This is a genomic window from Deferrivibrio essentukiensis, from assembly GCF_020480685.1.
GTDB lineage: Bacteria > Chrysiogenota > Deferribacteres > Deferribacterales > Deferrivibrionaceae > Deferrivibrio > Deferrivibrio essentukiensis.
On record NZ_JAJAFU010000012.1, the window covers coordinates 36,459 to 49,308 of the forward strand.

Here is a 12,850-nt window from a genome sequence, read left to right on the forward strand (position 1 = left end):
ATATTTTTAAACTATTTTCAACTAAACTTAACCTAAGGCAACATCAAGAGTCATCATTACGGCAAAACCAATCATAGCTCCTATTGTTGACAAGTCTATTTCATCGCCAAATTGGGACTCCGGAATAAGCTCTTCTACTACGACATAAATCATTGCCCCCGCAGCAAATGATAAAGCATAAGGTAAAATAGGTTTCATCAGCACTACAGCAAAAGCCCCTACCACACCTGCTATAGGCTCTACAATACCTGAAGCCTGACCATACATAAAACTTTTAAATCTACTAAAACCTTCTCTCCTTAGTGGGACAGAAACAGCTGCCCCTTCAGGAAAATTTTGAATACCGATACCTATTGCAAGGGCTATTGCTCCACCAATTGAGGCGGATGTTAAACCATTTCCAATAGCACCAAAGGCAACCCCTACTGCAAGTCCTTCAGGAATATTGTGCAAAGTAATTGCCAAAACAAGTAAAACACTTCGCTGTAAAGATGTTTTAACCCCTTCACTCTCCTGTTTATCCATATGCATATGAGGTAAAAATTTATCAACTATCCATAAAAAAGCCCCACCTGATAAAAATCCAATTACCGGAGGCAACCAAATGATTCCACCTTCTTCCTCAACCATTGTAATTGCAGGAGCAAGTAACGACCAGAAACTTGCGGCAATCATTACACCTGAAGCAAATCCAAGCATCAGATTTAAAATTCTCTTATTAATTGTCTTAAAAAAGAAAACCATTGCTGCCCCAAGAGCAGTTAAAAACCATGTAAAAAGTGTCGCCAAAAGCGCCTGAGCAGTATGTGGCAAACTCAAAAAATACTCAAACATACTTACTTATCACCTTCCTCTGGGACAATGCAGATAAATTTAATAGTTTCACCCTTATTTGCCATAAACTGATGAGCGGTATTATTAGGGACATACGCTATTGAGCCGGCACTAATCTCATACTCTTTACCACTTAAATAAAGTGTCCCCTTACCGCTAATTACATAATTTATATGTGGCCAAGGGTGTGAATGTCTTGGAGTAAAACCGCTTTCTTCAACAGTAAATACCCGCATTATATAACCATCCCAACCTTGGTCAGGCCCAATAAGTGACTGCTTAATTACACCTTTAATATTATCACCATCAAATCCGATTTTCTCAATATCCTTTTCATGCCCTATAAACATATTTCCTCCTAATGTTATTGAAATTAAACTCTTTTTAAATTATGATTATAATACATTTTGAAAAAATTAAAAGGAGGAAGTTATGAAATTTAATGCAATGATAGTAAAAGAGGAAGATGGGAAATATATTAGAAGCATTGAAGAAAAAGATATCAATGAATTGCCGGACAACGATGTAATAATTAATGTAAAATACTCCTCTTTAAACTACAAAGATGCACTATCTGCTATTGGTAATAAAGGTGTAACAAAACAATATCCCCATACTCCTGGAATCGATGCTGCAGGCGTGGTATATAAAAGTAAATCAGATAAATTTAAAGAGGGTGAAGAGGTAATTCTTACCGGCTATGACTTAGGAATGAACACTCCAGGTGGATTTGGAGAATATATAAGCGTGCCAGCGTCATGGGTTATAAAAAAACCTGATAACCTCACATTAAAAGAATCCATGATATTTGGCACTGCCGGCTTTACCGCTGCATTATCTATAATCCAACTTGAAAAATATGGACTTACTCCGGAAAGTGGTGAAATCCTCGTTACAGGGGCAACTGGTGGTGTAGGCTCAATGGCTGTAGCCATGCTTTCTGAGTCAGGATATAATGTTGTGGCTGCCACAGGAAAAAAGGAAAAAGAAGAGATGCTCAAATCCCTTGGTGCTTCACAAATAATAGATAGAAAAGAGATAGATGATGAAAGTGGAAAACCTATGTTAAAACCTCGATGGGGCGGAGTTGTAGATACAGTAGGTGGAAATATACTTGTTACTGCAATTAAATCGCTAAAATACGGCTGCTCTGCCACCACATGCGGACTTACAAAATCACATGAATTAAACCTTACTGTTTTTCCATTCATCTTAAGGGGTGTAAACCTTTTAGGAATAGACTCAGTAGAGCAACCAATTGAAGTAAAAGAGAATGTTTGGAACAATATTTCCCAAAGATGGAATAAAGATTATGTGCAACAGATATACCAGGAAGTTAGTTTAGAACAATTATCAGAAAAAATAGATTTAATACTGAAAGGTCAAATTGCCGGTAGGGTTGTCGTAAAGATTTAAAAAAATTAGGGGCAAATAAGCCCCTTTTTTATGCTGATTTAATTGAATTTAATTTTTTGGCAAGTCTTGAAACTCTTCTTGCAGCTTGATTTTTATGAATAACACCCTTAGTAGAAATCTTTAAAATTTCTCTTGAAACTGTTTTAAAGCTTTCCTCAGCAACAGCTAATTCACCGTTATTAACTGCAGCAACAAACTTCTTGGTAAGTGTTCTCATCTTAGATTTGTAAGCCTTGTTTCTAAGTCTTTTCTTTTCAGATTGCCTAATTCTTTTTTTAGCTGACAATGTATGCGCCATTTAACACCTCATATTTTTCTAAATTGAGCTGTAATTAATAGCAACTCGATAAGATAAAGTCAAGATTTTTTTGGCACAAATGTACTTTTCCCAAAAAAATCATATTCAAAACTCCCCTATCGGCAAAATAGCTCTACCATACATCTCATTAATTATTTGAGCAGCACCTGTATATATTGCACTTATGCCACAAATTATACCTTCATAACCGGCAATAAGTTTGGCAGTATGACTTCCTGTGGCATCTGCATATGCCAAAAGCATAAACAAAACTACTAACAAGGAAAACACAATCATTAAAGCTTTATTAACCTTAAACGTGCCTATCCATAAAATTGTGGAAAACGCTCCCCACATAAACAAGTAAGCAGACATCTCTGTACCACTTGGTTTCTTAGCAACACCCAATTCTGGCAACATAATTATAAAGACAAGGCTAATCCAAAACAACCCGTAAGATGTAAATGCAACTGTACCAAAAGTATTTTTCTTTTTCCACTCCATTACACCGGCAATAATTTGAGCCAAACCACCATAAAAAATACCCATAGCTAATATCATACTACTAATACCAAATAATCCAACATTATGCATATTCAAAAGAATCGTAGTTAAACCAAAACCCATCAAACCAAGCGGTGCTGGATTTGCAGTAGTATCTTTAATGATGGTTTCAGCTATCATTGCACCCTTTTCAATACTCTCCTTAACATATTCATTTCCTTTTGACTCAATACGAGCACTTACTGTTTTACTCATACATCCTCCTTTTTTATCCATTAAAAACAAAATATGTTTTATAAATAATACATTTATTTGTCAATAATAAATTAATTTTAAATTTAAATTATACATATATAATTAATAGCAGTATGTTTTTATAACACAATTATTTTATAACATATCTATAAGGTAAAGTAATACATGTACAATTCTTGCATTTTAACCAAAGAAAACGTATGATAAGAAATTAATTTATCATTGAAAGGAGGTATTTATGGATGTGTTAACTGCAATAAAAACAAGGAGAAGTATCAGACAATTTGAGCAAATTAACGTAGAAGATGAAAAAATAGAAGAATTGCTTAGGCTTGCAATGTGTGCACCTTCTGCGGGTAACCAGCAGACGTGGCATTTTATAGTAGTTAATGATGAAAAAATAAAAAATGAAATAGCTGATATGCACCCTCATGCTAAGATGCTATATGATGCACCTGCTTGCATTATAGTCTTAGGCGATACATCTCTCGAAAGATATAAAGGATTTTGGGTGCAAGACTGCTCAGCTGCAATAATGAATATCTTGACGGCAGCCCCGGCACTTAACCTACAAACTGTATGGTGCGGTATTTACCCAAATGAAGAAAGGGTAAAAGATTTTAAACGTTATTTTAAGTTGCCTGAAAACGTAATCCCACTTGGGCTTATAGTGTTAGGATATTCAAAAAAGAGTGGCTTTCCTGTTGATAGATTCAAGCCCGAAAGAATCCACTACAATAGCTTTAAGCATTAGTTTTTTAAAAAAAACAAAGGGGGCTTATTTAAGCCCCAAAATTTTATGATTTAACTTTTCGTGCTGCACCGTACGATAATACCTGACATCTGGAATACCAAAAGCCATAACATAACCTATCGAATTTTCTTCGGGTATTTTTAAATAATCCTTTAAATTAGGAAGAATTTCAAAAAAATATCTCCCTATACCACTCCAAACAGTCCCTACCCCCAAAGAATTTGCATATATTTCAAAATAGCTCAAAGCAATAATTGTATCTACATAAGAAATAGTAAGCCCCTTAGGAATTGATGTAACTATAATATGAGGTGCGCCTCTAAAAGTAACATCATCACCCTTTTTCTTATATTGATAATGGACATATTTTAAAAAAGAGTAAGCATCAGGAAGAGTATTACTTTTTAAATAAATCTCAAACTCTCTCATCATAAAAGCTAAAAAATTATCTGTTTCTAATTTAGACGCTGTAATCGTCAGGAACGTTTTTTTGCTATTATGACCACTTGGTGCATAACTTGTCGCTTCTATTAGCTTATTGAGAGTCTCTTCTGAAAGCTCATTGTCCTTAAATTTTCTTACAGTCCGTCTAAACTTTATAAATTTTTCAAGCTCGCTACTATCAAGGTTAATCATATCGGCACTAATGCTGTTTTTTGGATCTTTTCCCAATATAGACAATGCACCTGTAGGGCACACCGCAAGGCAGTGCTGACATTTCAAGCAATGGGTCTCATCTTTCATAAAAGGAACTTTATCAAAACCGATTATGCTTACAGGGCAATCAGTTACACACTTTTTACATCCAATGCATAAATTTTCATCAATCTTAAAATTAATCCCCATTTTTACACCATACTTTTTGGATCGAAAATTTTCTCTACTTCATCATCAGGCAATATGTTCATTGATTTTACAACATCCTTAACTGTCTTCCTTTCATTGAAAGCCTTATATGCAATTTCAGCTGCTTTATCATAACCAACTACCTTAGCCAAAGGGGTAACAATTGCCATAGACCACTCAACAAGCTCACTGCACCTTTGGATATTAGCTTTAATGTCTCTCACACAAAATTCATCTAAATGTTTAGATACATTAGTTAATAAGGTTAGTGAATATATAACGCTATCGGCAATCAAAGGCATCATAACATTCAAATCCAATAAACTGCTGGCTCCTGCAATAGAGATTGTGTGGCACTTACCCATTACCTCTGCAGCCACCTGAATAGTTGATTCAAGTATCACAGGATTAACTTTTCCGGGCATAATAGAACTTCCGGGTTGTAAAGAAGGTAGAGTAATTTCAGCGATGCCGCATCTTGGTCCTGAGCTTAACAAACGCAGGTCGTTTGCAATCTTCATTAAACTTACAGCCAGTGTGTTCATGGCACCCGCAAGAGATACTACCCCATCTTTTGTAGCAATCGCTTCAAAAAGATTGTCTGCCTGTTTAAATTTTATTCCGGTATATTCTGATATTTCATTTATAGCAATATTTGCAAAATCTTTGTGAGTATTAATGCCAGTGCCAAGTGCTGTACCCCCCAATGGCAATTCAACAATCCATTTCTCCTGATCTAAAAACCTCGTTATAGCCTTATCTATCTGTGAAGCATAACCTGAGAACTCCTGCCCTAAAGTCATAGGGACAGCATCCATCAGGTGAGTCCTACCTATCTTTATGACTTCATTAAATTCTTCTGCCTTAGCCATAAACGATTTTTTTAGACCTTCCAGAGCGGAAATCAAGTTTTTCATAAGTAAAGCAGCAGAAATATGTATAGCCGTAGGGATTACGTCATTGCTCGATTGCCCCATATTGACATCATCGTTAGGATGACAAAGCCCTTTGTCACCCAACTTACCACCAAGTATTTCAACAGCACGATTGGCAATCACCTCATTGACATTCATATTGGTAGAAGTACCTGAACCTGTCTGAAAAATATCGAGTGGAAATTGGTCATCGTGTTTACCGTCAATAATCTCAAGGGCAGCCTTTACTATGGCATAGGCTTTCTCTTCATCAATTAGCTTTAGTTTCAAATTGGCATTGGCAGCTGCCATTTTAACAATAGCTACTGCATTTATAAAATCTTTTGGAAGTGATTTTCCACTTATATTAAAATTCAACTTTGCTCTGGCAGTTTGAGCGCCCCAATAAGCATATTTTGGGACTTGCATTTCCCCCATACTATCCTTTTCAATCCTATATTCTGACATTATTACCCCCTTTTTTATTGCCTTTAATAATTTTATATCATATTATATGTACAATTGGCAAGCTCGGGGGTAAAAATGACAGCAGAGAAATATTTTTCCATATTAAAAACTGATCCAAAGTTTATAGATTTAACCCAAGATGAATTGAGAGAAGTCCTATCGTACTGCGAAGTGCAAACCTTTAAAAAAGGGGACGATATTATAAAAGAAGGTCAACACGGAGATAAGCTTCATATAATTGTCGAAGGTGAAGTTGGTATATCAAAAATAATATCAAATCAGGTAGTCTTTTTTATAACTACTCTCAAAGTAGGAGAAATTTTTGGTGAGATGGCAATAATTTCTGACTATCCTCGCTCTGCCAACGCATTTGCAAAGACTGATACTGTTATTTTAAGCTTGTCAAAGGAGATCTTTAAAAAAATTAAATCTGAAAACCCTTTACTATTTGGTAAGCTATCTTTTGTGCTTTCAAAAGTTTTAGCTGAAAGACTATTTAAGATAGAAGACAGAATTAAAAGTATCTTGAAAGCAACCTTAAACCACGAAGTTATTTAATACTTTTACCACAAATATTTATTATTGATAGATTGCTTTCTGTGTAGTCATTAAAAGCTGAAATACCAAAGACACATCTGCCATTTTTTTGTAACACCCGAAAATTTTCTTTTGACATTTCGATAAACTTTTTATCTGTATTTTCAATAAGATAAATTTTGTAACCAGTGGCACCTCTAACACTATCCCAACTCAAAATAAACGAGCCCCCCTTGTCTATAAATTTAACCCCCTTGACATTTGGTAAAAGATATTTTGAATATGAAATAAAATCTTTTTTAAATACTATACCTTTGTTAAAGTACTTATCATAAGGAATAATTTCAACCGTATTGATATCTTTATCTTCAAGAGGCAACTCCAACTGCATCTGTTTTGATTTTTTTACTAATTTTGAATTGAGATACACTTCATAATAACCAATTTCGTCACTAAAATATAATTCTGCCTTTAAATACTTATCCGATAGAAGAGAACTCTCAAACTTTTCCACTTTAACAGGATAATTAAAAGTTATTTTCTTCGTCACCTCTTTTGAGGCAACCTTTATATTTTCATCCACGTTAAAAAGCCTGTAAATATAATCAACACCTTTAGTCACATTGTTATCAATGTAATTCCCTTTAGGCTCTATTTTAGCTATCACACTAAATTCTTGTGCACAATCGCCAATTACCTCTGCTTTTTCCACATAAAGAACATATTTTGAAATATTTTTTATCAAAACTCCATTATCGTCAAGTTTCAAAACCTTTTCCACTTCAACTTGCGGTAATATAAGTGTGTCAAGAGGGATAGGGTCAGTTTTTTTTCCACAAGCAAGCAGTAAAAAAAATATACTTAGTAAAATAAAAGTTTTAATTTTCACTCAAAAACTCTTGTCCAAGCTTAATCTGATGCTCTACAGATACTTTTGCAGTCCCACCTGTGGCTTTCCTGCTGTTAACAGAAGCTTCAAGCGTAATATAATCATATATATCATCTTTTATAAGCTCAGAAAAACCTTTTAATTCTTCAATAGTTAAGTCTGAGAGGTCTACCCCTTTGTCAAGACAATATGCCACAGCTCTGCCGACAACATGATGCGCATCTCTAAAAGGCAGCCCCCTTCTTACCAGATAATCAGCCAAATCCGTTGCAGTTGAAAATCCTAATTTTGCAGAAGAATACATTTTACTTTTATTAAGTTTCATCTTTTCTATCATAGGGGAAAATATTTTTAATGACGCCTTTAAAGTGTCAACCGTGTCAAATACGGGCTCTTTGTCCTCTTGCATATCCTTATTGTATGCAAGTGGCAGCCCTTTCATCGTAGTAAAAAGGCTAATCATATTTCCATACACTCTGCCTGTTTTGCCCCTTATTAGCTCAGGAATATCCGGATTTTTCTTTTGAGGCATTATGCTGCTGCCAGTGCAATAATCATCGCTAAGCTCTATAAAAGCAAATTCTGACGTTGAAAATATAATAAACTCTTCCGACATCCTTGAAAGATGCATTTGACATATGGAAGCGGCTGACAAAAATTCAAGGGCAAAGTCCCTATCACTGACAGAGTCCAAACTATTTAACGTAGGAGCTATAAATCCGAGCTCTTTCGCAGTAAATTCCCTGTCTATATTAAAAGTGGTGCCTGCCAAAGCGCCCGCACCAAGTGGTGAATAATTCAATCTATCAATAATATCTGTAAATCTTTGGTAATCCCTTTTAAACATTTCAAAATAAGCCATCATATAGTGAGAAAAAAGTATAGGCTGAGCGGTCTGAAGATGGGTATATCCAGGCATGACTGCGTCAATTTCATTTTTTGCTTTATTCAAAATAGTTTCTAACAAAAGTTTGAGGTAATTTTTTATCTCAAATATTTCCTGTCTCAAATACATTCTAAAATCAACAGCTACTTGGTCATTTCTGCTCCTTGCAGTATGAAGCTTTCCTGCCACTTGCCCAATAAGCTCCCTCAACCTTTTTTCAACTGCCATATGTATATCTTCATCTTCAGTTTTAAATTCAAATTTTCCTGATTCAATCTCTTCCAGCACCGTTTTTAAACCTTCCAATATTTGCTCGGACTCACTTTCAAGGATTATTCCTTGCTTTGCCAACATCCTTACATGAGCCATACTCCCTTTGATATCATATTCGGCAAATCTTTTATCAAAATGTATTGATGCATTAAACTCTTCAACAAATTTATCTGTAGGAAGTGAAAATCTTCCAGCCCACGGTTTCTCACTCATCTTACACCTCAATCTCATATTCCTTTATTTTGTTGTGCAAAGTCTTTCTTGAAATACCAAGTATTTTAGCTGCATTTGACTTATTATTATTTGTTTCTTTCAATGCTTTTATAATTAACTGTTTCTCATTTTCCTTTACGTCTAATGTGTCAATATCCTCGTTATCCTCAATTTTAAGTTCAGGTAAAACATCTGCACTTAATTTATCCGAAGTACAAAGAATTATACTTCTTTCTATAATGTTTTCAAGCTCTCTTATATTGCCGGGGAAATTATAACTGCTAAGCTTCTCAATAAATTCCTTTGTGTATCCCTTTATTACCTTTGAAAACCTCGACGCATACTTTTCCAAAAAATAGTTAACTAAAAGCGGTATTTCCGTCTTTCTTTCCCTCAAAGGGGGCAACTTTACAGGGAATACATTTAACCTAAAGTAAAGATCCTCTCTAAAATCACCGCTCTTAACCATCGCTTCCAAATCTCTATTTGTAGCGGCAATTACCCTTGTATCTGTTTTTATAGTCTTTACACCCCCAACCCTTTCAAATTCCCTCTCCTGTAATACTCTTAGTAGTTTTGCCTGAGTTGAAAGGGGCATCTCCCCTATTTCATCTAAAAAGATTGTCCCACCGTCGGCTAACTCAAATTTCCCTTTTTTAAGACTTGTTGCTCCTGTAAAAGCACCTTTTTCATGCCCAAAAAGTTCACTTTCTATCAAGTTTTCATTTAAAGCCGCACAGTTTACCGCAAGAAATTGGCTATTTTTTCTTGGTGAATTATTATGAATAGCCTTAGCTACCAATTCTTTACCAGTCCCTGATTCTCCGTAAATCATAACAGATGCATCAGTCGGAGCAACCATTTTTAATAAATCTACAATTTTGCCAAGCCCTTCTTTTGAATAAACACCTTCAAATATAAAGTCATCAGGTATATTGTTAACCTTTATCTCCTCAGTAACAACCTTTTCCAGATTATCAAGGCTTTTAAGAAGCATATCTATATCAACAGGCTTAGTTATAAAATCGACAGCTCCCAGCTTCATCGTTTCAACCGCTGTCCTAACATTGTTAAAAGCTGTAATCATTATTACAGGTGTATTTAATCCCTTTTCTTTGAGCTTCGTCAAAACGGTCAAGCCATCCATAACACTCATTTTTATATCCAACAAAATAGCATAAAGTTCATTTTCTTCAGCCAGATAAAGACCATCAAGCCCGTTTTCCGCCTCAAGTATTTCATATCCTGCATCTTCAAGATGTATTTTAAGCATCAATCTATGGTTTTGTTCATCATCAACTATCAATATCTTTTTACCCATTTTTACCCTCAAAATTTACCGATATTGTGAAGGGGTAGATATTTTCAACCTCTACCTTACCACCGTGAAGCTCGATAATCTTTTTAGATATGGCAAGCCCAAGCCCGCTCCCCTTTGCCTTAGTTGTATAAAATGGTTCGAATATTTTATTTTTATCAAAATCCATATTTACAACATTATTTATTATTGTAATTTTTTTAATATTTGCGTCTAACCTTGCAATAATTTTATCTCCAACAGGTGAAGCACTTATTGCATTTAAAAAAAGATTAATTAAAACTTGAAAAATCTTATCCTCGTCGCCATTAATTTGAAAACTTTCACCTAACACTTCAATAGTCAGAGTCTTATCATTCAAATCGTATTTTAATATATCAACCGCCCGATTAATTAAATGTCCAATATCTAAAAGCTTAGTAGAAAGCCTTATATGCCTGCCAAAATCCAAGAAATCATTTACAATCTTGTTTAACCTGTCAATTTCCGTTAGTGACCTTGATAAATAATCTTTTAGCTTTTCATCACTCTCTTTCTTCAAACTATATTCCACAAGCCCTTTCATTGAGCTAAGGGGATTTTTTATCTCATGGGCAAGAATATTGGCAAACTTTCCAAGCTCGGCTTCCTTTTCAGCTCTTTTTAAGTCTTCCTGAGTCTTGATATAGCTTTTAAAAATTTTAAATAGAAAAACAGCAATCAGTATCAATAAAACTTCCGACAACACAGTAAAAAATATATTAAAATAAATTTCTCGCTTAATTTTGTTGTAGCCTGACAAATCCATTATTAGATAAGCAGTTAGAGAAATATTAGAAGCAGGAAGCTCAGGGGAACTCATCATCCCCATCCTCCACCTTGAGGGGTTAAATTTTATCACCCTTTTAAATACAAGCTCATTTTTCGTTTCAAAAATATTTTTTTCCAAAAGGTTTTGCTGATAATCATCCGGAGTAGACAGACTGAAGATTATCTCATTTTGGCTGTCAGTTACAATAAGATTTTTAACATTTTCGTTTTTGGCAAGCTCATTGGCCAGCAGTCTAAAGTTATTACGGGAATATCCCATTTGCATCATAAATACTCTATTGCCACCCTCAAGAGTTTTCATTATAAAATTTGCATATTCGTGCAAATGGGCTTTAAAATGCTGCAGGTTTCTATTTGCAGAAGAAACATATGAAAATATCAATATTAAATTCAAAAATATAGCTGCAAAAAGTAATAGTCTTACCTGCTTAAAAATATTCATCTAACTATTAAAAAAACTCTTCATCTTTTCCCACAGACTTTTCTCAGATGAGTATGTATCCTCATTTGATTCCTTTTTAAATGTCTCCAAAAGTTCTTTTTGTTTTTTGCTCAATTTCGTAGGAATTACAACCTTTAAATTGATTATCATATTTCCTATTCCATAACCCTGAACATCCGGGACACCTTTCCCTTTTAATACTATTTTTTCATCAGGTTGAGTGCCTGGTTTAATCTTAATCGTTTCACTGCCATCTATTGTAGGAATATTAAGAGAGGTACCAAGAGATGCATCAACAAAAGAGATGGGAACATCTAAGATAATATTTCTGCCTTCTCTTCTAAAATATTCATGCTCTTTAACCTTAACATGCACAAACAAATCTCCAGCCGGTCCCCCATAAATTCCATCGTTACCGCCGCCTGAAATTCTTAAGGTCATATTGTTTTCTATCCCGGCAGGAATTTTGACTTCAAGTGTCTTATATTCTCTTACGGAACCTTCACCTTTACACTCTTTACATCTGTCTTTTATAAATTCCCCTGTACCGCCGCACTGTGGGCAAGTAGTGGATAATGTGAAAAAACCTTGTCTTTGAGTTATCTGCCCCGTACCATGACATGTATTACATGTAGTAACTCCACCCGGCTCGGCACCAGTACCATCGCAACGCTTGCAGTTAGCAGTTTTAGGAACTTTAACTTTTTTTGAAATACCAAAACAGGCCTCAAGAAATTCTATTTCAACGTTTACTTCAATATTGGAGCCTTTTCTTGGTCTTTTCCTTTGTCTTGCACCCCTTGCTCCACCAAAAAAATCTCCAAATACATCTCCAAAAAACTCTTCAAATATTGTAGACCCAAAGTCTTGGCCTGAAAATCCTGATGAGCCGTTTTCATCAAAAACTCTACCGAATTGATCAAACTGAGCTCTCTTTTGAGGGTCACTCAATACTTGATATGCTTCATTGACCTCTCTAAACTTTTCTTCTGCTTCCTTGTTATCAGGGTTTCTATCAGGATGATACTGTAGCGCCAATTTTCTATACGCTTTTTTTATCTCAATTTCAGTAGCATTTTTACTTACACCTAATATTGCATAGTAATCTTTGGACAAATTAAACCCTCCAAGACCTTATTTATTGTGAATCAGACCGTATATCATTATTTGAAAAAAAATAAAAGGGGCAAAAA

14 protein-coding genes are annotated in these 12,850 nt (G+C 34.8%); 3 read left to right on the plus strand and 11 right to left on the minus strand.

The genetic code is table 11. The features are described from left to right. Positions 1–27 precede the first annotated feature (27 nt). Both LF845_RS07150 and LF845_RS07155 read right to left on the minus strand, forming a co-directional pair. The gene (locus tag LF845_RS07150; protein ID WP_242820322.1) at positions 28–834 is read right to left on the minus strand and encodes a ZIP family metal transporter; all 807 of its coding nucleotides are present in this window, start codon (positions 832–834) and stop codon (positions 28–30) included. Positions 835–836: 2 nt separating this feature from the next. Then, on the minus strand, positions 837–1,184 hold the full coding sequence (locus LF845_RS07155; RefSeq protein WP_242820323.1) for a cupin domain-containing protein: 348 nt from the start codon (positions 1,182–1,184) through the stop codon (positions 837–839). A gap of 82 nt (positions 1,185–1,266) precedes the next feature. Between LF845_RS07155 and LF845_RS07160 the strand changes: the two genes are divergently transcribed. Beyond that, positions 1,267–2,250 (plus strand): YhdH/YhfP family quinone oxidoreductase, encoded by a 984-nt coding sequence (locus LF845_RS07160; RefSeq protein ID WP_242820324.1) that lies wholly within the window; start codon positions 1,267–1,269, stop codon positions 2,248–2,250. Positions 2,251–2,278: 28 nt separating this feature from the next. Here the strand turns inward: LF845_RS07160 and rpsT are convergent, their stop codons facing one another. Then, positions 2,279–2,548, minus strand: coding sequence for a 30S ribosomal protein S20 (gene rpsT, locus LF845_RS07165; protein ID WP_242820325.1), 270 nt, complete (start codon positions 2,546–2,548; stop codon positions 2,279–2,281). Between the two features lie 105 nt (positions 2,549–2,653). Continuing rightward, the gene (locus LF845_RS07170) at positions 2,654–3,307 is read right to left on the minus strand and encodes an acetate uptake transporter (protein ID WP_242820326.1); all 654 of its coding nucleotides are present in this window, start codon (positions 3,305–3,307) and stop codon (positions 2,654–2,656) included. A 238-nt stretch (positions 3,308–3,545) separates the two neighbouring features. On the opposite strand from LF845_RS07170, the gene LF845_RS07175 reads away from it, so the two are divergent. Next, a complete protein-coding gene (locus LF845_RS07175) occupies positions 3,546–4,061 on the plus strand; it encodes a nitroreductase family protein (protein WP_242820327.1) in 516 nt (171 codons plus the stop codon). Between the two features lie 24 nt (positions 4,062–4,085). Here LF845_RS07175 and LF845_RS07180 read toward each other — a convergent pair whose 3' ends face one another. Beyond that, positions 4,086–4,907, minus strand: a complete 822-nt coding sequence (locus tag LF845_RS07180) for a nitroreductase family protein (protein WP_242820328.1) — start codon at positions 4,905–4,907, stop codon at positions 4,086–4,088. Between the two features lie 2 nt (positions 4,908–4,909). Beyond that, positions 4,910–6,289, minus strand: coding sequence for a class II fumarate hydratase (locus LF845_RS07185; RefSeq protein ID WP_242820329.1), 1,380 nt, complete (start codon positions 6,287–6,289; stop codon positions 4,910–4,912). A gap of 75 nt (positions 6,290–6,364) precedes the next feature. Between LF845_RS07185 and LF845_RS07190 the strand changes: the two genes are divergently transcribed. Further along, complete coding sequence (locus tag LF845_RS07190) at positions 6,365–6,847, plus strand: cyclic nucleotide-binding domain-containing protein (protein WP_242820330.1); 483 nt, start codon at positions 6,365–6,367, stop codon at positions 6,845–6,847. Here the strand turns inward: LF845_RS07190 and LF845_RS07195 are convergent. Genes LF845_RS07195 through dnaJ form a run of 5 tightly spaced genes read right to left on the minus strand, consistent with a single transcriptional unit; the run spans position 6,840 to position 12,773 of the window. Next, positions 6,840–7,715 (minus strand): hypothetical protein, encoded by an 876-nt coding sequence (locus LF845_RS07195; RefSeq protein WP_242820331.1) that lies wholly within the window; start codon positions 7,713–7,715, stop codon positions 6,840–6,842. The two genes, LF845_RS07190 and LF845_RS07195, sit on opposite strands and share 8 nt — an antisense overlap. Further along, entirely contained in the window at positions 7,705–9,087 is a 1,383-nt protein-coding gene (gene argH / locus LF845_RS07200; protein ID WP_242820332.1) for an argininosuccinate lyase, read from the minus strand. The genes LF845_RS07195 and argH overlap by 11 nt, the downstream gene beginning before the upstream one ends. Position 9,088: 1 nt before the next feature. Beyond that, complete coding sequence (locus LF845_RS07205; RefSeq protein ID WP_242820333.1) at positions 9,089–10,408, minus strand: sigma-54-dependent transcriptional regulator; 1,320 nt, start codon at positions 10,406–10,408, stop codon at positions 9,089–9,091. Next, positions 10,401–11,657 carry a sensor histidine kinase gene (locus LF845_RS07210; RefSeq protein ID WP_242820334.1) on the minus strand — a complete coding sequence of 419 codons (1,257 nt, stop codon included), beginning with the start codon at positions 11,655–11,657 and terminating at the stop codon, positions 10,401–10,403. The genes LF845_RS07205 and LF845_RS07210 overlap by 8 nt, the downstream gene beginning before the upstream one ends. Then, the gene (dnaJ, locus tag LF845_RS07215) at positions 11,658–12,773 is read right to left on the minus strand and encodes a molecular chaperone DnaJ (RefSeq protein ID WP_242820335.1); all 1,116 of its coding nucleotides are present in this window, start codon (positions 12,771–12,773) and stop codon (positions 11,658–11,660) included. It abuts the gene before it with no gap. Positions 12,774–12,850 lie beyond the last annotated feature (77 nt).

What these genes read in the sequence shown, in the direction of transcription:
- LF845_RS07175 (WP_242820327.1), top strand. Translation starts at nt 3,546, where the DNA reads ATGGATGTGTTAACTGCAATAAAAACAAGGAGAAGTATCAGACAATTT.
- LF845_RS07150 (WP_242820322.1), bottom strand. Translation starts at nt 834, where the DNA reads ATGTTTGAGTATTTTTTGAGTTTGCCACATACTGCTCAGGCGCTTTTG.
- LF845_RS07170 (WP_242820326.1), bottom strand. Translation starts at nt 3,307, where the DNA reads ATGAGTAAAACAGTAAGTGCTCGTATTGAGTCAAAAGGAAATGAATAT.
- LF845_RS07180 (WP_242820328.1), bottom strand. Translation starts at nt 4,907, where the DNA reads ATGGGGATTAATTTTAAGATTGATGAAAATTTATGCATTGGATGTAAA.
- rpsT (WP_242820325.1), bottom strand. Translation starts at nt 2,548, where the DNA reads ATGGCGCATACATTGTCAGCTAAAAAAAGAATTAGGCAATCTGAAAAG.
- LF845_RS07210 (WP_242820334.1), bottom strand. Translation starts at nt 11,657, where the DNA reads ATGAATATTTTTAAGCAGGTAAGACTATTACTTTTTGCAGCTATATTT.
- LF845_RS07155 (WP_242820323.1), bottom strand. Translation starts at nt 1,184, where the DNA reads ATGTTTATAGGGCATGAAAAGGATATTGAGAAAATCGGATTTGATGGT.
- argH (WP_242820332.1), bottom strand. Translation starts at nt 9,087, where the DNA reads ATGAGTGAGAAACCGTGGGCTGGAAGATTTTCACTTCCTACAGATAAA.
- LF845_RS07205 (WP_242820333.1), bottom strand. Translation starts at nt 10,408, where the DNA reads ATGGGTAAAAAGATATTGATAGTTGATGATGAACAAAACCATAGATTG.
- LF845_RS07160 (WP_242820324.1), top strand. Translation starts at nt 1,267, where the DNA reads ATGAAATTTAATGCAATGATAGTAAAAGAGGAAGATGGGAAATATATT.
- LF845_RS07190 (WP_242820330.1), top strand. Translation starts at nt 6,365, where the DNA reads ATGACAGCAGAGAAATATTTTTCCATATTAAAAACTGATCCAAAGTTT.
- LF845_RS07185 (WP_242820329.1), bottom strand. Translation starts at nt 6,289, where the DNA reads ATGTCAGAATATAGGATTGAAAAGGATAGTATGGGGGAAATGCAAGTC.